This window comes from Mangrovimonas aestuarii, from assembly GCF_028767185.1.
Lineage (GTDB): Bacteria > Bacteroidota > Bacteroidia > Flavobacteriales > Flavobacteriaceae > Mangrovimonas_B > Mangrovimonas_B aestuarii.
The window spans coordinates 143418-164540 of record NZ_JARACK010000005.1; the positions used below are offsets into that span (position 1 = coordinate 143418).

A 21123-nucleotide genomic window follows, 5' to 3' on the forward strand; every position below is an offset into this window, starting at 1 on the left:
CAATGAGATTACTATTTCTATTAGCACTTCCCCTTTTTATTTTTGCTGTGAGCTGCGATGGTAGAGGTCGTGCCTACTTGAGCAATAAAGAAGTTTTAATGGAGCATAACCTATTGGAATCCTTTAGTGAGAACGTTAGCTATATACCTGTTGACTATACCGAAACCATCACCGACACCATTTTGAGCAATGGTTTTTCCGTAAGGATAAAGCTGTTTACCGATATGGAAAACAGTAAACTTTTGGAGTACACTAAAGACACGATAAACTATAAGGAATTTTATAGAGAAACCAAGGCAGAGGTGCAAGTAAAAAAAGACAACACCATTCTATTCGACAGGGTCTTTAATAGTGAAGTATTCACTGAAGAACTTCCAAGCCAAAAAGAAATATTAAAAGTTGTAAATTTGCAGGCGGTTAGCACTGAGCAATTAGAGTCTTCTCTAACTGGAAATATATCAATTACTTTCAGCTTTAAAAGACCTAAAGAAAATAAACTTTGGGATTACAGACTAATAATAGACGAACAGGGTAATCATAAATTTGAAGCAATATACTTATAGAACAAGAGAATTATGTTAGGACTGAAACTTCCAACCGATCCAAGGTGGGTAAACATTGTTGAAAAAAATATTGAAGAAATACTTACAGACCATGCTTTTTGTGAACAAAAGGCAGCGAGTACTGCTATTACTTTTATTGTACGCTACCCAGAATATACCGAATTAGTTCAGGAAATGACCGCTTTGGTTAAGGAAGAAATCAGTCACTTTAAAATGGTTCATGACAAAATTGTAGAACGTGGATGGGTTTTGGGACGTGAACGCAAAGACGAATATGTTCATGCCATTAGAAAATTCTTCAAAGGAGGCGATCGTACCAAACAATTGGTTGATAGCTTACTTATTGCTGCATTAATTGAAGCTAGAAGTTGTGAACGCTTTAGATTGCTTTCGGAAGAGCTTGAAGATGAAGAATTAGCACAATTCTACAGAAAACTAATGGTTAGTGAAGCCAACCACTATACCATGTTTCTAGGGTTTGCCCGAAAGTATGGTAAACGTGAGGAAGTGGATAAAAAATGGCAAGATCTATTATCCTACGAAGCCGAACTTATGAAAGAACTCGGTAAAACTGAAACCATTCACGGTTAAGCTTCAACCTTGTCAAACTGTTGGCTGGGAACTGTATCGTAGTAAATACTTTTAATAATTCCGTCGGATAGACCTATTTTAGGCACAAATATGTGCTTGGCACTACTCCATTTCATTGCTGAAAGATAAATACGAGATGCAGGAATAATTACGTCTGCACGGTCTTGGTTTAAGTCTAATTCCGAGATACGCTCTTCATAAGAATAGCTTTGCAACATGGTATAATAGTTACTCAAGTAGAAATAGGTCAATGGTTTTCCCATAGCTTTTCCAGATATCTTGAAAATCTTATTGATGTTACCACCAGAACCAACAACTGTAATTTTATCGTACTCTTCTGTATTTGCTTTAATCCATTTTTCAAGTTCTAGCCAGGTTTCTTTCTTGACCATATCATTCAATAACCTAACTGTACCAATTTTAAAGGAACGGGAAGTTACTTTTTTACCGTTGTGAATCACGGTGAACTCTGTACTACCCCCACCCACATCAACATATAAATAGTTCTTATTGTCATCTATATAAGTATGTAAGTCAGTAGCAGCTATAATTGCTGCTTCTTCTTCACCATCAATAATGTCTATTTGAATACCAGAATGCTCCAATATCATCTCAGCGACTTTCTTACCATTTTCGGCTTCTCGCATAGCAGAAGTTGCACAAGCTTTATATTTAATTACTTTATGGGATTTCATAAGTAATTTAAATGCCAACATGGTATCCAACATACGTTGGGTGTTGTATTCAGAAATATTTTCCTTTACAAAAACATCGGCTCCCAAACGAATAGGAACACGAACTAAAGAGCTTTTTTTAAACCTTGTAGGCTTTCCTTTTTCCTCAATAATATTAGCTATGAGCAATCTTACGGCATTCGAGCCGATATCTATGGCTGCATATTTTTGTATTGTAAGCATTTAGTTTTCTAACTTATTTTTATAATAATCGTAAGTAGCAAACTGAGCTCTTACCTTTGGTAAATCATTCCTTCTATATTTATTTTGCTCAGAGCCATCCAATATGCGTGCTTTAACATTATCACTCCAACAAATATTAAAAGTATCTATGAGCTCATTTCTGATTTCCTCATCATAAATAGGGCAAGTTACCTCAACCCTGTTATCAATATTTCTTGTCATCCAATCGGCAGAAGAGATAAATACCTTCGGGTCTCCATCATTACCAAAAATGAACAAACGAGTATGTTCCAAAAATTTATCTACAATACTTATTACCTCAATATTCTCACTCATTCCCTCAATTCCTGAAACTAAACAACAAATCCCTCTTACTACCATCTGTATTTTTACTCCTGCTCTACTGGCATCATAAAGCTTATCTACCATTTTGTAACTGGAAATACTGTTCATCTTTAAACGAATATAACCAGGTTTGCCTGCTCTTACATTCGCAATTTCCCTGTCGATTAACCTAAAGAAGGCGCTCTGGCTATAGTGCGGTGAGGTTATAATATGCTTATACTTGTATATCTTATAGTTTATATCGAAAAAGCTGAACACTTTGTTTACATCTTTCAAAATTCTAACATCTGAAGTAAACAATGTATAATCGGTATAAATTTTGGCTGTAGACTCATTGAAATTTCCGGTACTAATAAATCCGTAACGCTTTATTTTACCTTCTTCCTCTCGCTCTACAATACACATTTTACTGTGCACCTTAAGTCCTTGAACTCCAAAAATCAAGTTGATACCTTCGTCTTCCATTTGCTCGGCATAATTGATGTTGGCTTGCTCATCAAACCTAGCTTGAAGTTCAATAGACACAGTTACTTTTTTACCGTTTTTAGCTGCGTTAATAAGAGAACTTGCCACATGCGAAATCTCAGCCAAACGATAAATAGTAATTTTTATGGTCTTTACCTTAGGGTCTAGAGCTGCTTCCCTTAAAAACTTGACTACGTAAGCAAATGTATGGTAAGGCGCATAAAGCAGATAATCCTTTCTTGCTATAGCAGGAAATAAACTTTTCTCTAAACTCAATTTTTTAATTGGAAGAGGAGAAATCTTACTATAAAGTAAATCGGTTCTACCCAAACTAGGGAATCCCATATAATCTCTACGATTATGATAACGTCCCCCCGGAATAATACTATCACTTCTGTGTATCCCCATCTTATTCATGAGATATTGTAGAGTATCTGGAGCAATCATCTTATCGTAAACAAAACGTACTGGATCACCAATACTACGGTGTTTTACACTATCGGAGATCTTATCTATAAAACTTTTACTCAAATCACTGTCAAAATCAAGCTCCCCATCTCGGGTAATCTTAATCATATGAGCAGTGATATCTGAAAATTCAAAAATGCTGAAAATATCTTTTAAACAGTATCTCAATAAATCGTCGATTAAAATAATGTAGCTTTTATCGCCTTCCTGAGGTAAAACCACAAAGCGATCCATTGTTTTAGATATTTCTATCAATCCATATTGGTTTCCGTTATTTTTCAACTGCATTTTCACCGCTAAATAAGCTGCACTGTCTTTTAAATGAGGAAACTCAGATTCATCACTTAAAACAATAGTTACTAGTGCAGGACTTACATTCTGGATAAAATACTGTTTTATAAATGAATGCTGTTCAGGTTTAATCTGGGTTTCGTCAATAATAAAAATGTTCTCATCCTTGAGCATTTCTTGAATATCACTGAGAATATTTAAGCTTTCACTCTGTTGATCAATAACTATTTGGGTAATTACTTCCAACAATTCTTTTGCCTTAATACCACCAAGTTCACTTTTCCCCCCTTTACCAGCTTGGTCGATACGCTTAACAGTAGCATACCTTACTTTAAAGAATTCGTCGAGATTATTGGAAAATATCCCTAAAAAACGTAGCCTTTCAATCAGTGGCACCGTTTCATCTGCAGCTTCCTGAAGCACTCTGGCATTAAATTGTAACCAACTTACTTCTCTATTTATATAGCTATTGCTTGTTTTTTCACTTGTAATCATAAATAACACTTAGGCTCTTACAAATATATTTTTTTAAACTGTAAATAGCTATCTCAGTAATTCATAATTCAACACAAAAAGACAAAAGCTCTATCGATATTCTTTAGGAAAATAATGCATCACCGTTATACCTTTATTCAAGTCTTTCCAATGCACTATATTAAACTCAAACATGACAGTGCCACAAGTTGGAACATTATCAAACCCTTTATCTCCAAAAGCATTAGAAAAAGCTGTGATGGCATGGTTATGGCCAAAGACCATAACGTTATCATATTTATCGTTTATATCTTTGATAAAACTTGTTAATTGATGTCCCCCAAAATCATAGAGTGTTTCAGAGGTTTTAACCGATTCCAAAGGCACCTTTAAATTAGCCATGAGAATATTACAGGTTTGAAAAGCGCGTTTAGCTGGACTGGAAAACACTTTTTGAGGTTTATAATTCTTAGCTTTTAAAAGGTTAGAAATTAATATAGCATCGGTTATCCCTCTTGTAGCTAGGGGGCGATCAAAATCATCTACTTCGTAATCCCAAGAAGATTTTGCATGTCGGACTAGTGTTAGTTTTTTCATTTAAAAAAAGTACTTGTTTACACAATTTATTTACAATAGGAATGAATCCCTTCAAAAAGTTGATAAATATCAATAAAACAGTGGTTTTTCAGTTACTTCATACATTTCATATGACTAAAATTATAGTTTAGCATCATTGTATTGGTTTACCAAGTTATTCTTGTAATAGATAAATATCCTTTTAGCCCAATACCAAAACATATTGCTAACAATAACATTAAATTTAATAAATTAATAAACATTATCCCACAACATATTAAAAACCAACAAAATAGGGGTCGTTAAAAAAATGGTTTTAACCGATAAGTTGTAACAATCTCACCCTTAGTCGAATATTTTAGTGATTTAACACTTTTTTTTGAAAAAATCACAGCTTATATGTTGTTTTGGTTACATAAAATGCTATTAATCAATACCCAAAAAATTATGCTACCAAATCCAATTCCCGAGGATTTACGGAGTTTCTCTGTGTGCCTTTTTTATCCCTCAACAGCAATTTTGATAAATGATCTTATGCAAGATTTAGCACTTTAAGCTAACTCCTGTACTTATAACCATACTGTATAGTTTGTTTACGTAAACAAAGTAAAAGCTCATGAAAACACTTACCCAAAAAATTGATTTTCTAAAATCTGTTGCGCTTTTCCTATTACTTGGAACTAGTTCAATATTTGCCCAAAGCGACCCCACTAACTGTATAACTTTCACCAATTGTCCAACAGACATTGTGGTATGTGCTAATAGTTATAACCCAGACAACCCAAATGAATGGGGAGCTTCTGCAAGTTGGCAAGTGCCTTCTGCTTCAGAAACCTGTTCTGGTGGACCAGGCTCTAATTCCTTTGTAATGGATTTTGAACTCAACGAATCGCTATTGGGTAACGATTGTTGGGATTTCGACTATGTACAACGAGTAGGGGGAAGTGGCGGAGAAGTTAAGCTGTTTTCATCCAGCGATTTAGGCAACGACAATATAGGGTATATTATTACACCTTACCTTTTTTTAGAGGTTGGTGAACCCTTATCTATAGACGTTACCTATACAGATGGTGCTTATAACTTAAATCTTTATTACATAGATGAAATGGGAAATGAGGTGTTTTCTGGAAATTCACAAGCCATTAACCTTCTTGGAGTTGGCACACATACCGTTATTATGAACCCTAATATTCCATCTGATGGCTCATACCGTATAAAGTTTGAATTTGAAGAAGTGTCGGGCAATCCAAGTAACATGAATTTGGTTGATAAAATAAGTATTGATGGAGTAGTCGTTGAAGGAACATGTACAGGAGGTGTAGACTTCACTGTTTCTGGACCAGATACAAATAGTGGTTTCTTCCCTATAGGAACCACACCTATAACTTATACTGCAACATACACAAGTGCAGATGGAACTATAATTACAGATACTTGCTCATTTAATATTGTTGTAACCGATACTCCTCCAACAATTACCTGTCCTGCCAATATTTCACAGGATGTCGATGCAGGTCTTTGTAACGCAACAATATCAACACCAGTACCTATCGTATCTGATAGTGGTTGTGATGGTAATGACCTTGCTACATTCCTAACCGTTACCTCTACTCGTGATGATGGATTAGCTCTTAGTGATCCCTATCCAATAGGAGTTACAACAATAACCCACTCAGCTACAGACCCCAGTGGAAACAACATAACTTGCGATCAAACTATTACAATAACTGGAGGTACTACTCCTGAATTTGGTGTATCACCCGCTGCAATTGCAGATTTAAACTGTGATGATCCTCTACCAACTCAAGAAACACTAACCGCAAGCAACTGTGAAGGCCCAGTTGCCGTAGTTGCTTCTGTTGATCCCTATACACCTGATTGTTCTGGATACACCATTACTTATAGATGGATAGCGGGTGTTACCGAAGTAACTCAATCTTTCAATGTTTTACCGGACACAACAGCCCCATCCTTTGTTGAAACCTTGCCTGTTGATACAACCGTGGAATGTGATGCCGTTCCATCAGCCGAAATTTTAACAGCTATAGATAACTGTAATAATGCAACAGTAACATTTAACGAAACTTCAGCTCCTGGTAGCTGTAGCGATTCTTATACAATAACTAGAATCTGGACAGCTTCAGACGATTGTGGTAACGATAGTATCCATACACAAACCATAACTGTTCAAGACATAACTCCTCCTGACTTTGTAGAAACTCTACCAGCCGACACAACAGTAGAGTGTGATGCTGTTCCTACTGCTGAAACACTGACGGCTACTGATAACTGCAGTAATGCCTCCGTTTCTTTTAACGAAGTTAACACTGCTGGAAGCTGTCTTGGTGCCTATACCTTGACTAGAACATGGATCGCTACTGACGAATGCGGTAACGAAACTTCACACATTCAAACGATAACAGTTCAGGATACAACTCCTCCTAACTTTGTTCAAGCTCTACCTGCCGACACTACGGTTGAGTGTGATGCTGTTCCTACTGCTGAAACTTTAACAGCTACAGATAACTGCGGTAATGCCTCTGTTTCTTTTGAAGAGATAAACACTTCCGGAAGCTGTACCGGTGCCTATACCCTAACTAGGACTTGGACTGCTACTGATGAATGTGGTAACCAAACGTTACATACACAAACCATAACCGTTGAGGATACGACCCCTCCTACTTTTGTTGAAGCTCTACCTGCCGACACTACGGTTGAGTGTGATGCTGTTCCTGTAGCTGTAACTTTAACAGCTACAGACAACTGTGGAAACGCCTCAATTATTTTTAATGAAGTAAACACCGCAGGAAGCTGTTCTGATGCCTATACCTTAACTAGAACTTGGACCGCTACTGATGAATGCGGAAACCAAATATTACATACACAAACCATAACCGTTGAGGATACGACCCCTCCTACTTTTGTGGAAGCTCTACCTGCCGACACTACGGTTGAGTGTGATGCTATTCCTGTAGCTGAAACTTTGACGGCTACAGATAACTGTGGAAACGCCTCAATTATTTTTAATGAAGTAAACACCGCCGGAAGCTGTACCGGTGCCTATACCCTAACTAGGACTTGGACCGCTACTGATGAATGCGGAAACCAAACGTTACATACACAAACCATAACCGTTGAGGATACGACCCCTCCTACTTTTGTTGAAGTTTTACCAGCCGACACTACGGTTGAGTGTGATGCTATTCCTGTAGCTGAAACTTTGACGGCTACAGATAACTGTGGTAATGCCTCAATTACTTATAATGAAGTAAACACCGCAGGGAGCTGTTCCGATGCCTATACCCTAACTAGGACTTGGACCGCTACCGATGAATGTGGCAACCAAACTTCTCATGTACAGATTGTAACCGTTCAGGATACCACGCCTCCTGCTTTTGTGGAAGCTTTACCAGCTGACACAACAGTTGAGTGTGATGCCGTTCCTTCAGTAGTAACTTTGACGGCTACGGATAACTGCGGTAATGCCTCCGTTTCTTTTGTAGAAGTAAACACGGCTGGAAACTGCCAAGGTGCATATACCTTGACTAGAACTTGGACCGCTACTGATGAGTGTGGTAATCAATCTTCTCATGTACAAACCATAACTGTTGAAGATACAACCCCTCCATCTTTCAACACTGTTGCAGCAGATCAAACCGTAGCCTGTGATGGTATGGGTAACATTACCGAATTACAAGCATGGTTAAATACAAATGCTGGTGCTACTGCAACAGACAACTGTTCTGGAGTTACTTGGAGCAACAACTTTGTTAGCCTCAGTAATGGTTGTGGCGAAACAGGATTAGCTTTAGTTACTTTTACTGCTACTGATGAATGCGGTAACTCAAATACAACAAGCGCATTATTTACCATTATCGATTTATTACCTCCTACTATTGACACACAAGCTTCTGATTTAACTGTAGAATGCGATGGAAACGGTAACCTTACAGAATTAAATAATTGGTTGGGCAATAATGGTGGTGCTATTTCATCTGATATATGTGGTGAAATTACTTGGTCTAACAACTACTCTACATTGAATGCAGATTGTGGTGGCACTGGAAGTGCTTTAGTGACATTTACTGCTACCGATGATTGTGGTAACTCATCTACAACAACTGCCACATTTACAATAGAAGATACTTCACCTCCGTCATTTGTGGAAGCACTACCCGTTGATACAATAGTTGAGTGTGACGCAGTTCTTAATGCAGAGACTCTAACCGCTACTGATAGCTGTGGTAACGCAACAGTAACCTTTGACGAAGTAAATACCCCTGGAAGCTGTCCTAACTCCTATACCTTGACCAGAACTTGGACTGCTATCGATGAATGTGGTAACCAAACCTCTCATATACAAACAATAAACGTTCAGGATACCACACCTCCTTCAATTGACCTTCAGGCATCAAATGTCGTAGTGGAATGTGATGGAAGCGGTAACAACGACGCTATTCAAAACTGGCTGGACTCCAATGGAGGTGCAACCGCTAGCGATAACTGTGGTGTTGTAACATGGTCCAACGATTATAACGGTGCTACATCCGATTGTTCAAGCCCCGTTGTAGTAACATTTACTGCTACCGATGAATGTGGAAACGTTTCTACAACATCGGCTTCCTATGCCATTCAGGATACTACACCTCCTACCATAGATACAATTGCAACAGACCTTACCGTAGAGTGTGACGGAAGCGGAAATACCCAAGACCTTCAGGATTGGTTGGACAGCTTTGCTGGAGCTACTGCCTCTGACGATTGTAGTGCCATTTCTTGGAGCAACGACTTCAGTCAGCTTAGCGACCTTTGCGGTGCTACCGGATCGGCTACGGTTACATTTACCGCTACAGATGGCTGTGGAAACAGTTCATCAACCGCTGCAACCTTCACCATTGAAGATACTGCTGCTCCTTCATTTGTGGAAGCACTGCCTTCTGATGCAACAGTTGAGTGTGATACAGTTCCTAATGAAGAAACTTTGACCGCTACCGATAGCTGTGGTGACGCAACTGTGACCTTTGACGAAGTAAACACCCCTGGAAGCTGTCCTAACTCCTATACCTTGACCAGAACTTGGACCGCTACTGATGAATGTGGTAACGAATCGTCTCATGTACAGACAATAACCGTTCAGGATACCACGCCTCCAACTTTTGTGGAAGCTTTACCCGCTGATGCAACAGTTGAGTGTGATACAGTTCCTACTGCAGAGACTTTAACCGCTACCGATAGCTGTGGTGACGCAACTGTAACCTTTAACGAAGTGAACACCGCCGAAAACTGTCCTAACTCCTATACCTTGACCAGAACTTGGACTGCTACAGATGAATGTGGAAACGAATCGTCTCATGTACAGACAATAACCGTTCAGGATACCACGCCTCCGTCATTTGTGGAAGCACTACCCGTTGATACAATAGTTGAGTGTTACGCAGTTGCTAATGCAGAGACTTTAACCGCTACCGATAGCTGTGGTAACGCAACTGTAACCTTTGACGAAGTAAACACCCCTGGAAGCTGTCCTAACTCCTATACCTTGACCAGAACTTGGACTGCTATCGATGAATGTGGTAACCAAACCTCTCATATACAAACAATAAACGTTCAGGATACCACACCTCCTTCAATTGACCTTCAGGCATCAAATGTCGTAGTGGAATGTGATGGTAGCGGTAACAACGACGCTATTCAAAACTGGCTGGACTCCAATGGTGGTGCAACCGCCAGCGATAACTGTGGTGTTGTAACATGGTCCAACGATTATAACGGTGCTACATCCGATTGTTCAAGCCCTGTTGTGGTAACATTTACTGCTACAGATGAATGTGGAAACGTTTCTACAACATCGGCTTCCTATGCCATTCAGGATACTACACCTCCTACCATAGATACAATTGCAACAGACCTTACCGTAGAGTGTGACGGAAGCGGAAATACCCAAGACCTTCAGGATTGGTTGGACAGCTTTGCTGGAGCTACTGCCTCTGACGATTGTAGTGCCATTTCTTGGAGCAACGACTTCAATCAGCTTAGCGACCTTTGCGGTGCTACCGGATCGGCTACGGTAACATTTACCGCTACTGATGGCTGTGGAAACAGTTCATCGACCGCTGCAACCTTCACCATTGAAGATACTGCTGCTCCTTCCTTTGTAGAAGCACTGCCTTCTGATATAACCGTGGAGTGTAATACAGTTCCTGCTGAAGAAGCTTTGACCGCTACCGATAGTTGTGGTGACGTAACTGTGACCTTTGAAGAACTAAACACGGCTGGAGCTTGCCCTGGAGCCTATACTTTAACAAGAACTTGGACCGCTACCGATGAATGTGGTAACGAATCGTCTCATGTACAGACAGTAACCGTTCAGGATACCACGCCTCCAACTTTTGTGGAAGCTTTACCCGCTGATGCAACAGTTGAGTGTGACGTAGTTCCTACTGCGGAAACTTTAACCGCTACAGACAACTGTGGAAATGTTACTGTGACTTTTGAAGAACTAAACACGGCTGGAGCTTGCCCTGGTGCCTATACTTTAACAAGAACTTGGACCGCTACCGATGAATGTGGCAACCAAACTTCTCATGTACAGATTGTAACCGTTCAGGATACCACGCCTCCTTCTTTTGTGGAAGCGCTGCCTGCTGATACTACAGTTGAGTGTGACGCAGTTCCTAGTGCAGAGACTTTAACCGCTACCGATAGTTGTGGTAACGCAACTGTGACCTTTGACGAAGTAAACACCCCTGGAAGCTGTCCTAACTCCTATACCTTGACCAGAACTTGGACTGCTACCGATGAATGTGGTAACCAAACCTCTCATATACAAACAATAAACGTTCAGGATACCACACCTCCTTCTTTTGTGGAAGTGCTGCCATCAGATGTATCAGTACAATGTGATGCCGTTTCTACTGCAGAGACTTTAACCGCTACCGATAGTTGTGGTGAGGCAACTGTGACCTTTGACGAAGTAAACACCCCTGGAAGCTGTCCTAATTCCTATACCTTGACCAGAACTTGGACTGCTACCGATGAATGTGGAAACGAAACCTCTCATTTACAGACAATAACCGTTCAGGATACTACGCCTCCTTCCTTTGTGGAAACGCTGCCATCAGATGTATCAGTACAATGTGATGCCGTTCCAAATGCGGAAACATTAACCGCAACGGATAACTGTGGTAATGCTACAGTAACCTTTGATGAAGTGAATACGGCTGGAAACTGTCCAGGAGCCTATACCTTGACAAGAACCTGGACTGCTACTGACGAATGTGGAAACGAAACCTCTCATTCCCAAACAATAACCGTTCAGGATACTACGCCTCCAACCTTTGTGGAAGCGCTGCCAGCAGATATCTCAGTCCAATGTGATGCCGTTCCTACTGCTGAAACTTTGAATGCTACTGACAACTGTGGTTCAGCTACTGTAACTTTCAACGAATTGAGCACTGCAGGAAACTGTCCTGGAACCTATACCTTAATAAGAACTTGGACCGCTACTGACGAATGCGGTAACGAAACCTCTCATACCCAAACAATAACTGTACAAGATACTACTCCTCCAACCTTTGTGGAAGCCCTACCTGCAGATGTCTCTGTAGAATGTGATACTGTTCCAACTGCTGAAACATTAACCGCTGTAGATAATTGTGGTAATACAACAGTAACCTTTGACGAAATAAACACTGCTGGAAGCTGCCCTGGTGCCTACACCTTGACAAGAACCTGGACCGCTACTGACGAATGTGGAAACCAAACTTCGCATATGCAAACAATAATTATAGAGGATACTACAGCTCCTACCTTTGTGGAAGCACTGCCAGTAGATATCTCAGTGCAATGTGATGCTGTTCCTACTGCTGAAACTTTGACCGCTACAGACAGCTGTGGTGATGCAATTGTAACATTTGATGAAGTGAACACTTCAGGAAGCTGTCCTGGTGCCTATACCTTGACAAGAACCTGGACCGCTTCTGACGAATGCGGTAACGAATCGTCACATGTACAAACCATAACAGTAGAAGATACTACAGCACCTATTCTTGGCTCTTCATTACCTACTGTTATAGATGTAAACTGTTCAGAAATTCCAGTCGTCCCAACTCCTATGTTTGAAGACAACTGTTCAGAAAATTTAATCATAAATTTTGAAGAGGTTAACAATTCTCAAGCTGATGGAAATGATTACTCTATAGAATACACTTGGACTGTAACGGATGAGTGTGGTAACACAGCAGTATTCTCTCAAACAGTAAATGTCACAATGGAAGAATCGGTTACAGAAGTCATTGAGAACAGCTGTATTGACGATGGTACAATTGATCTGTTTGATTACATCAACACTTCCAACACAGACGGAGAATGGGTTGTTATATCAGGAAATGCTACAGTTAATAGTGGTTTCTTCGATCCAACACAAAGTGGAATAGGTGACTATGTATTTGAATATTCTGTAATAGAGGATAGCTGTTTAAGTGTTACTCGAGTAATGCTCAACATCAACGATGATTGTGTGGTATTACCATGTGGAAGCGAAGATGTAAACATTTCCACTGCAATCACACCTAACGGAGATCAATGGAACGAATACTTTGAAGTAACCGGTGTTGAAGAATGTGGTTTCACTATAGAAATTATGATTTTTAACCGATGGGGTGCTAAAATTTTCGAATCTAAAAACTACCAAAACAACTGGAATGGGGCTGCTCCAAGTGGATCGGTAGGAAATGCGGAAAAAGTACCAACCGGAACATATTACTACGTTGTAAAATTAAAAGATAGTGGACTTGATCCTTTTAGTGGACCAATCTACGTAGGAACCAAATAAACCCATTACCCATGAGACATCTTAGAAACATATTATTTGCTTCGGTACTCTTAAGTTGTACTGCTACAATTGCCCAGCAATTACCACAATTTACGCAGTATATGTACAATACCATTTCAATAAACCCTGCCTATGCAGGAAGTAGGGAAACACTAAGTGCGGTAGTACTATATCGTAGTCAATGGACGGATATTGATAATGGCCCCACTACCCCTACAGTATCAGTACACAGTCCTTTAAGGAATGAAAAGATTGGATTAGGAGCGTCTCTTATTCATGATGAATTGGGATATGAAAACTTCACCTATATCTATGGTGACTTTTCTTATACTATCCATACAGGTCCTAACACAAAACTCGCATTTGGGGTAATGGGAGGATTTACAAGCTATACGTTAGATTCTGAATTCAGGACTCAAAACGCCACCGATCCAAACATTTCGGGAATTGAGGACCAATGGGCTCCTAATTTTGGAGCTGGAATGTTATGGCATACCAATCGCTGGTATCTAGGTCTTTCGGCACCAAGGTTATTGAACACCAATTACAATGATAATTCCGATTATGAAGCTGTTGAACGGGTAGGTTATTATTTTACTGGAGGTTATGTATTTGACTTGAGCAACAACGTAAAATTTAAACCTGCATTCTTAGTTAAAGCTACAAATGGAGCCCCTATGTCTTACGATCTAACTGCTAATTTCCTTTTTTACGAAAAGCTATGGGTTGGTGCTGGTTACCGAATTAACGAAAGTGCTGCAGCAATTGGTGGAATTGTCGATTTCCAAATCTCAAAACAATTCCGAATTGGTTATGCTTATGAAAATCCGATTTCAGATATACGCCCCTACTCTGGAGGTACTCATGAATTCCTTCTGATGTTTGAATTATTTAAAGAACAACGTATTAAGTCTCCAAGATATTTTTAAATCCCTAAATTATGAAAACAAACATACTACTTACACTATTTCTACTGGGTTACACTTGCCTTCAAGCACAAAGCCACCAAACCAAAGTTGGCGATAAATTCTTCAAAAATTATTCATATGTTAAGGCAAGTGAGTTTTATGAAGAAGCTGTTAAGAAAGGGGACAGTAGCGAACACGTACTTACTCGTTTAGGTGATTGTTATTACAATAACTCTAATTCAGAAAAAGCTGCCTATTGGTACGGTGAAGCTGTAAACAAATATCCTGAAAATATTAATACGGAATATTACTATAAACTTTCTCAAGCTTTAAGAGGTAATGGTAATTATGAGGAAGCAATTAGTTGGTTGGAAAAATTTAAGGAAACCAACGCAGAAGATGACAGAATAAAAGGTTTTGATTTTTCTGATATCGAACTTTATAAAAAACTAACTAACACAGATGAGGTATACGTAGAAACCGTTAACCTACCAATAAACTCGAAATTCTCAGATTTTGGAGCTTTTAAATATAAAGACCATGTTTATTTTTCTTCTGCAAGAAAAGGTGTAGACAAACTATATGGCTGGAATAATGAGCCATTCTTAGACATTTATCAGGTTAGTATTAAAAACGAAGAAGATGGCTACAAAGAAACCTATGGAACAGTAAAATCCTTTGATGCAAAAGGGGTTAATTCAGAGTTCCATGAAGCCAATATTACTATCACCAGCGATGGTCAAACTATGTATTTTACTAGGGATAATGTTTCCAAAAGAAATAGATTAAAAACAGATAAAGATGGCACATCCCATTTAAAAATTTATAAAGCAAGCCTTGTTGATAGCGTATGGGCTAATATTAAAGAATGTCCATTTAATGACAAGCTTTATTCATCAGGCCACCCTACTTTGAGTCCTGACGACAAAACCCTATACTTTGTTTCCGATCGTGAGGGTGGTTATGGACAAACAGACATATATAGGGTTTCTATCCATGATGATGGTACATATGGAGCTGTTGAAAACATGGGGCCAACAATAAACACAGATGGCAAGGAAATGTTTCCTTTTGTTGCAAAGGACAGCACATTTTATTTCTCTTCAGACAGTAATTTAAGTTTAGGGTTTTTGGATATATTTAAATCGGATATCCTTAAACAATCCAATGATCAACCACAAAACCTAGGAGCGCCTTACAACAGCGGTTTTGATGATTTCGCCTTTTCAATTAATCCAGAAGAAGGAATTGGTTATCTATCGTCCAATCGTTCTGGGGGGGAAGGAAGCGACGATATTTACCGTTTTATGGAATGTTTTCAAATGGTAGAAGGAACTGTGATCAACTCAAAGAGTTTAGACAGTTTATCTATGGCAACATTACAGTTAATTGATGAAGATGGTAGAATTGTTAAAGAAGTTCAAACAGATGAAAATGGCCATTATAACTTAAAGATAAAATGTAACAGTATTTATACCATCTTGGCCAAAAAAGAGGACTATAAAGAAACCTTCAAACCTATTTCAACAGACTTGAATAACAGGCATAAAAATAATTTAGACTTTGGATTAATCCCTCTTATTGTTGAAGATGAAATAGTAATAAATCCTATATTCTTTGACTTTGACAAGTGGGATATTAGACCAGACGCCTCCTACGAACTGGAAAGTATTGTAGATGTAATGCGTTCACACCCTGGTATGGTAATTAAAATTGAATCGCATACAGATAGTAGAGGTCCCGATCAATATAATTTAGCTCTTTCTGACCATCGTGCTAAATCTACAAGAGACTATTTATTATCAAGAGGAATTACTCCAGAACGAATTGAAAGTGCCATTGGGTATGGTGAAACTCAACCTGTTAATGACTGTACAAATGGAGTAAATTGTACTGAAGAACAACATCAAGCTAACAGACGCTCAAAATTTATTATCCTAAGGAACTAATACTAATACCAATAGTGAATAATCTAAACACTAAGAAGCCGCTGATTTCTCAGCGGCTTCTTCCTTTAAAATAGCAATATCCATATCCACTATCGCTTTATAAATATGTTTGTATAATACCACTTACCCTCTTGGTCTTGCTCTGCAGACATATCAAAATCAGTAAAATCGCCTTCTATGTTCTCTCTATGCGAATCACTATTTAACCAAGCATTAAACAACGATTCTGCAGAAGTGTAGCCATAAGCTACATTTTCGTTTACCTTAAGTGCAGAAGCATAACTCTTTAAATACTCTTCCCTATCATAAAAATAATCATGAGAAACACTCTGAGTTTCTACCATATAATCTGTATGTGTGAATGCAGTACCTTTAATTACATCCATTACGTTAAGTACATTTAGCCCTAAACTAGCTCTGTAATCATTGATAAGATTTAAGGTTTGTAATTCGATATCTTTAGTCTCTGGTATTTCAAATTCTACCGAAACAGTATTTGAGTTGTCGTCTAAACTCTCAGTTGAGCAGGAAAATGTAAAGGTCACAAGAAGTGCCAACAAAACAAATTTTGTCAGTTGTTTCATAACGTTGTAGGTTAAGCTTGTTTAGATTTGGTTGTATAAATCTACAAGCTATGACGAAACAACGTGTTAAATAAATGTTAAAATCGACGAAAAACATGTATTTCATCGAAATAAAAAAGCATTTCAACGCCTAAACTGCTTTTCGTCATTAAAATAAAACATTTTAACGATTAAGGTGCAAGCCTCTGTTTAATCCAATTAAAATCGGTTTGAAGCGAATATCTAACGCGATCGTGAAGACGGTTAGGCCTACCCTGCCAAAACTCGATTTCAACAGGCTTAACAATAAACCCTCCCCAATGTTCTGGTCTTGGAATTTCTATTTCTTTATATCGTTCTTCAAGTTTTTTCAATTCGTCTTCAAGAACGTCCCTACTCTTTATAACCGAGCTTTGTTGTGAAACATGGGCGCCTAATTGACTTCCTTTTGGTCTGGTATCAAAATAACCATCACTAAGGTTTGCTGCTAGCTTTTCTGCTTTTCCTTTGATAATGATTTGTCTTTCTGCCCCTGGCCAAAAAAAAGAGAGACATACATTCGGGTTCGCTTCGATAGCTAGTCCTTTTTCACTGTTATAATTAGTGTAAAACACAAAGCCCTCGAAAGTATATCGTTTTAAAAGCACAATCCTACTTTTAGGAAAGCCATCAAGCCCTATTGTAGAAACTGTCATGGCATTGGTTTCATCTTCAGGAAAATGCTTATCTACCTCAATAAACCATGCTCTAAAAAGTTCTAAAGGATTTTCTGGAGTGTCCTTTAACCTCAATTGTTTTTTCTCGTAGGATCGTCTGTAATTACTTAAATCGTGTTCTGTGTTCATATGTGCAAGTTACGGTGAATTTGAAAAATACTTATCTTTAGAGTGAAACATAATGACTAAATCCAAAAAAATGAAGTTTTCCTGTACAATAGATATTAACAAACCTGTTAATAAGGTTTGTGAGGTTTTTAAAGACCCTAACAACTTGGCATTAATTCAAAAAGGTTTTAAAAGTAAAGAACAATTAAGTGGAGCCCAAGGCAAAAAAGGGTCAAAATCGAAAATGATTTATGACAACATGGAACTTATTGAAACAATTTTGATTGACGACCTTCCAGACGAATTTGAGGCTCTTTACGAGCACAAATACATGACCAATACAATGAAGGTTCATATGATTCCTTTGACTGTTAATAGTACAAGATACGTGACTACTGTACACTATACTAAATTTAATGGATTTGTTCCAAAAATAATTGCAAAAGTGTATCCTGGATTGTTTAAAAACCAAGTAAACAAGTGGCTTTGGAAGTTCAAGGAATTTACAGAAAATAAGTAGCAAAAAGCTATATTTCAAAAACCTTGCCTGTAGTTGCTAATTCTACAGTATCAAAAACCGTTTCTGCCTCATGCCTAAAAGGTTCGATATCTTCATAACGGGTAGAATAATGCCCTAAGATTAAGCGTTTTACTTTTGCTTGACTTGCTATTTTTGCTGCTTGTTTTGCAGTACTGTGCTTCGTGGGTTTTGCCAATTTTTCGTGCTTATCCAAAAAGGTAGATTCATGGTATAATGCATCTACGCCTTTAATTATTGGAACAATAGCTTCGTTATAAGCTGTATCACTGCAAAAGGCGTAACTTTTACGTGAAGGGGGGGCTTTTGTTACAGAAGTGTTTTTGATTAGCCTGCCGTCTTCATTAACAACATCGTGGCCTTGCTTTAACTTTCTATAATAAGCCATATCAATGTTGGCATCTTGTACTTTACCAATATCTAATTTGCGTTCCCCTATTTTTTCTCTGAACAAAAATCCATTGGTGTATACACGATGATCTAACGGAATGGTGTGCACCTCTACTTTATCATCCTCAAAAATCAATTCAGACTCTTTTGATGACAGTTCATGGAAAATCAAAGGATAATTAGTCCATGAATCGGCCAATTTCATTTGAAGTGTAATTACTTCCTTTAAACCTTTAGGTCCATAAATATGAAGCTCTGTCTCACGTGTTAATAAACGAAAAGTGGAAATAAGGCCTACCAAACCAAAAAAATGATCACCATGTAAATGTGAGATAAAAATATGTTTTATCCTGTAAAATTTAACCCTGTACTTGCGTAATTGAACCTGAGTTCCTTCACCACAATCAATTAAAAAAACATGGTTCTTTATTTCAAGTACTTGAGATGTAGGATGGGTACTAATTCGTGGAGTAGCGCTATGACAACCTAAAATGGTGAGCTTCATGTTAAATCTCCAGGTCGCGCTCCATTTCCTCCATTTCTATGATATCGTATGCTTCTTGTAAAGTTGGAACCACTACAATTTCGTCTGGTGTCTCGTCAATATTAGCCTTATCAGAAACTATAACAAAAGAACGCTTTGTTCTCCTATGGTCGTTAGATATTTGTAAAAACTCAACAATATCCTGTAAGCCAACATCTTTAAGCGAATTAAGGTTTACAATTACATTGTCGTTTTTGAATTTTGGGTAGGATTCTTGAAGTCTTTGAACTAATTGAGGTACAGTAGCGCGTTCTTGGGTGATAATTGTAATGTTTCCGTCTTTATCAAAAATCATAATTTACTTTTTTATTTTGGAAGCTAATAAATAAATAACAGCCATTCTTACTGCCACACCATTTTCTACTTGGTCTAGAATTATGGCTTGGTCAGAATCGGCCACATCACTCGTGATCTCAACACCACGATTAATAGGTCCGGGATGCATTATTGTAATTTCTTTATCAAGTTCCTCCAACAAGGCTTTATTTACCCCAAACTGTTGGGTGTACTCCCTAGTAGTTGGAAAATAACTGATATCCATCCTCTCATTTTGTACACGTAGCATGTTTGCAACGTTACACCAATTTAATGCTTTTTTTAGATTTGTTTCAACTTTTACTCCTAATTTATCTATGTACTTTGGTATTAAAGTTTTAGGTCCACAAACCATAACATTTGCTCCTTGTAATTGCAACGCAAATATATTTGACAAGGCCACTCTACTATGAAGAATATCCCCTACAATCACAACATTTTTCCCCCCTACTTCCCCTAACCTTTCTCTGATAGAATAGGAATCCAACAAGGCTTGGGTAGGATGTTCATGTGCTCCATCACCGGCATTTACTATGCTGGCATTGACGTGTTTGGAGAGAAATATTCCAGCACCTGGATTAGGGTGACGCATAACCACCATATCCACTTTCATTGAAAGTATATTATTAACTGTGTCAATTAATGTCTCCCCCTTTTTTACAGAGGATTGGGCGGCAGAGAAGTTTATAACATCTGCAGACAATCGCTTTTCTGCCAGTTCAAATGATAGTTTGGTTCTTGTCGAGTTTTCAAAAAACAGATTTGCTATGGTAATATCCCTGAGCGAAGGAACTTTTTTTATGGGGCGATTAATTACCTCTTTAAAATGATCTGCAGTTTCAAAAATCAATTGAATATCTTCTGGCTTTAGATATTTAATTCCTAATAAGTGGTCTACACTTAACTCGCTCATAATTCTTTATTGGTTATTAATTAAGTAAACAGTGTCCTCATCTTCATGCTCCTGCCACTGTACAATTACTTTTTCCTGATTAATTACATCTACTTGACGGCCACAATAATCTGGCTGAATTGGTAAATGTCTACTAAAACGTCTATCTATTAAAGTAAGAAGTTCAATTTCATTTGGACGACCAAAAGACTGAATTGCTGTTAGGGCAGCTCGAATACTTCGCCCAGTATAAAGTACATCGTCAATAAATACAACATTTTTATCTTCAACAATAAAATCAATTTGCGTACTATTGGCTTCCAAAGGCTTGTCCCCTCTTCTAAAATCGTCTCTGAAAAATGTAATATCCAAATATCCCAATTTTAAATCCTTGATATTGTAATCTTCTTGAAGCATCTTGGCTAGCCTGTCAGCCAAAAAAGTACCTCTGGGCTGCAAACCAATAATTACAGTATCTTTAAAATTGTTGTGATTTTCAATAAGTTGACAAGCTAATCGATGAAGAATAATGTTGACTTCCTTAGCGTTAAGTAAAAGTTTTTTACTCATAGAAATTCAAAAGTATAGGATTACAAAGATAATGGAAAATTTAAGACCTCTTACCAATCTTATTTAGAAAAGGGCGTACTTTTTCTAAATAAGATTTTAGTATTTCA

General features: G+C 38.1%; 15 protein-coding genes. 6 read left to right on the forward strand and 9 right to left on the reverse strand.

What is annotated here, in order from left to right; translation table 11 throughout:
• Positions 1 to 2 precede the first annotated feature (2 nt).
• Entirely contained in the window at positions 3 to 563 is a 561-nt protein-coding gene (locus PWU04_RS08190; protein WP_274475532.1) for a hypothetical protein, read from the forward strand.
• A 12-nt stretch (positions 564 to 575) separates the two neighbouring features.
• Positions 576 to 1154 (forward strand): tRNA-(ms[2]io[6]A)-hydroxylase, encoded by a 579-nt coding sequence (gene miaE, locus PWU04_RS08195; RefSeq protein ID WP_274475534.1) that lies wholly within the window; start codon positions 576 to 578, stop codon positions 1152 to 1154.
• Here miaE and PWU04_RS08200 read toward each other — a convergent pair.
• From PWU04_RS08200 to PWU04_RS08210, 3 genes are all read right to left on the reverse strand, one after another.
• The gene (locus tag PWU04_RS08200) at positions 1151 to 2071 is read right to left on the reverse strand and encodes a Ppx/GppA phosphatase family protein (protein WP_274475535.1); all 921 of its coding nucleotides are present in this window, start codon (positions 2069 to 2071) and stop codon (positions 1151 to 1153) included. The two genes, miaE and PWU04_RS08200, sit on opposite strands and share 4 nt — an antisense overlap.
• Complete coding sequence (gene ppk1, locus PWU04_RS08205; protein WP_274475536.1) at positions 2072 to 4135, reverse strand: polyphosphate kinase 1; 2064 nt, start codon at positions 4133 to 4135, stop codon at positions 2072 to 2074.
• A gap of 90 nt (positions 4136 to 4225) precedes the next feature.
• On the reverse strand, positions 4226 to 4711 hold the full coding sequence (locus PWU04_RS08210; RefSeq protein WP_274475537.1) for a SixA phosphatase family protein: 486 nt from the start codon (positions 4709 to 4711) through the stop codon (positions 4226 to 4228).
• A 595-nt stretch (positions 4712 to 5306) separates the two neighbouring features.
• Here PWU04_RS08210 and PWU04_RS08215 point away from each other — a divergent pair.
• The 3 genes from PWU04_RS08215 to PWU04_RS08225 are packed head-to-tail and all read left to right on the forward strand — an operon-like array spanning position 5307 to position 16380.
• The gene (locus tag PWU04_RS08215) at positions 5307 to 13523 is read left to right on the forward strand and encodes an HYR-like domain-containing protein (RefSeq protein WP_274475538.1); all 8217 of its coding nucleotides are present in this window, start codon (positions 5307 to 5309) and stop codon (positions 13521 to 13523) included.
• Positions 13524 to 13534: 11 nt separating this feature from the next.
• Positions 13535 to 14452: a PorP/SprF family type IX secretion system membrane protein gene (locus PWU04_RS08220; protein WP_274475539.1), complete on the forward strand. Its 918-nt coding sequence runs from the start codon at positions 13535 to 13537 to the stop codon at positions 14450 to 14452.
• An 11-nt stretch (positions 14453 to 14463) separates the two neighbouring features.
• Positions 14464 to 16380, forward strand: coding sequence for an OmpA family protein (locus PWU04_RS08225; protein WP_274475541.1), 1917 nt, complete (start codon positions 14464 to 14466; stop codon positions 16378 to 16380).
• Between the two features lie 89 nt (positions 16381 to 16469).
• Here PWU04_RS08225 and PWU04_RS08230 read toward each other — a convergent pair whose 3' ends face one another.
• A complete protein-coding gene (locus tag PWU04_RS08230) occupies positions 16470 to 16964 on the reverse strand; it encodes a CAP domain-containing protein (RefSeq protein ID WP_274475542.1) in 495 nt (164 codons plus the stop codon).
• A gap of 170 nt (positions 16965 to 17134) precedes the next feature.
• The gene (pdxH, locus tag PWU04_RS08235) at positions 17135 to 17788 is read right to left on the reverse strand and encodes a pyridoxamine 5'-phosphate oxidase (protein WP_274475543.1); all 654 of its coding nucleotides are present in this window, start codon (positions 17786 to 17788) and stop codon (positions 17135 to 17137) included.
• 70 nt (positions 17789 to 17858) lie between these two features.
• Here pdxH and PWU04_RS08240 point away from each other — a divergent pair, with 70 nt between their 5' ends.
• Positions 17859 to 18287 (forward strand): SRPBCC family protein, encoded by a 429-nt coding sequence (locus PWU04_RS08240; protein WP_274475544.1) that lies wholly within the window; start codon positions 17859 to 17861, stop codon positions 18285 to 18287.
• Positions 18288 to 18294: 7 nt separating this feature from the next.
• Here the strand turns inward: PWU04_RS08240 and PWU04_RS08245 are convergent, their stop codons facing one another.
• From PWU04_RS08245 to pyrR, 4 genes are read right to left on the reverse strand one after another with little or no spacing between them, the layout of a single operon-like run.
• Positions 18295 to 19200: a ribonuclease Z gene (locus PWU04_RS08245; RefSeq protein ID WP_274475545.1), complete on the reverse strand. Its 906-nt coding sequence runs from the start codon at positions 19198 to 19200 to the stop codon at positions 18295 to 18297.
• A 1-nt stretch (position 19201) separates the two neighbouring features.
• A complete protein-coding gene (locus PWU04_RS08250; RefSeq protein WP_274475546.1) occupies positions 19202 to 19534 on the reverse strand; it encodes a ribonuclease Z in 333 nt (110 codons plus the stop codon).
• Positions 19535 to 19537: 3 nt separating this feature from the next.
• Positions 19538 to 20467: an aspartate carbamoyltransferase catalytic subunit gene (locus tag PWU04_RS08255; protein WP_274475547.1), complete on the reverse strand. Its 930-nt coding sequence runs from the start codon at positions 20465 to 20467 to the stop codon at positions 19538 to 19540.
• A gap of 6 nt (positions 20468 to 20473) precedes the next feature.
• Positions 20474 to 21016 (reverse strand): bifunctional pyr operon transcriptional regulator/uracil phosphoribosyltransferase PyrR, encoded by a 543-nt coding sequence (gene pyrR, locus PWU04_RS08260; protein WP_274475549.1) that lies wholly within the window; start codon positions 21014 to 21016, stop codon positions 20474 to 20476.
• Positions 21017 to 21123: the final 107 nt, after the last annotated feature.

Excerpts from the sequence above, each read along its gene's own strand:
- PWU04_RS08190 (WP_274475532.1), top strand. The coding sequence starts at position 3 with ATGAGATTACTATTTCTATTAGCACTTCCCCTTTTTATTTTTGCTGTG.
- miaE (WP_274475534.1), top strand. The coding sequence starts at position 576 with ATGTTAGGACTGAAACTTCCAACCGATCCAAGGTGGGTAAACATTGTT.
- PWU04_RS08200 (WP_274475535.1), bottom strand. The coding sequence starts at position 2,071 with ATGCTTACAATACAAAAATATGCAGCCATAGATATCGGCTCGAATGCC.
- ppk1 (WP_274475536.1), bottom strand. The coding sequence starts at position 4,135 with ATGATTACAAGTGAAAAAACAAGCAATAGCTATATAAATAGAGAAGTA.
- PWU04_RS08210 (WP_274475537.1), bottom strand. The coding sequence starts at position 4,711 with ATGAAAAAACTAACACTAGTCCGACATGCAAAATCTTCTTGGGATTAC.
- PWU04_RS08215 (WP_274475538.1), top strand. The coding sequence starts at position 5,307 with ATGAAAACACTTACCCAAAAAATTGATTTTCTAAAATCTGTTGCGCTT.
- PWU04_RS08220 (WP_274475539.1), top strand. The coding sequence starts at position 13,535 with ATGAGACATCTTAGAAACATATTATTTGCTTCGGTACTCTTAAGTTGT.
- PWU04_RS08225 (WP_274475541.1), top strand. The coding sequence starts at position 14,464 with ATGAAAACAAACATACTACTTACACTATTTCTACTGGGTTACACTTGC.
- PWU04_RS08230 (WP_274475542.1), bottom strand. The coding sequence starts at position 16,964 with ATGAAACAACTGACAAAATTTGTTTTGTTGGCACTTCTTGTGACCTTT.
- pdxH (WP_274475543.1), bottom strand. The coding sequence starts at position 17,788 with ATGAACACAGAACACGATTTAAGTAATTACAGACGATCCTACGAGAAA.
- PWU04_RS08240 (WP_274475544.1), top strand. The coding sequence starts at position 17,859 with ATGAAGTTTTCCTGTACAATAGATATTAACAAACCTGTTAATAAGGTT.
- PWU04_RS08245 (WP_274475545.1), bottom strand. The coding sequence starts at position 19,200 with ATGAAGCTCACCATTTTAGGTTGTCATAGCGCTACTCCACGAATTAGT.
- PWU04_RS08250 (WP_274475546.1), bottom strand. The coding sequence starts at position 19,534 with ATGATTTTTGATAAAGACGGAAACATTACAATTATCACCCAAGAACGC.
- PWU04_RS08255 (WP_274475547.1), bottom strand. The coding sequence starts at position 20,467 with ATGAGCGAGTTAAGTGTAGACCACTTATTAGGAATTAAATATCTAAAG.
- pyrR (WP_274475549.1), bottom strand. The coding sequence starts at position 21,016 with ATGAGTAAAAAACTTTTACTTAACGCTAAGGAAGTCAACATTATTCTT.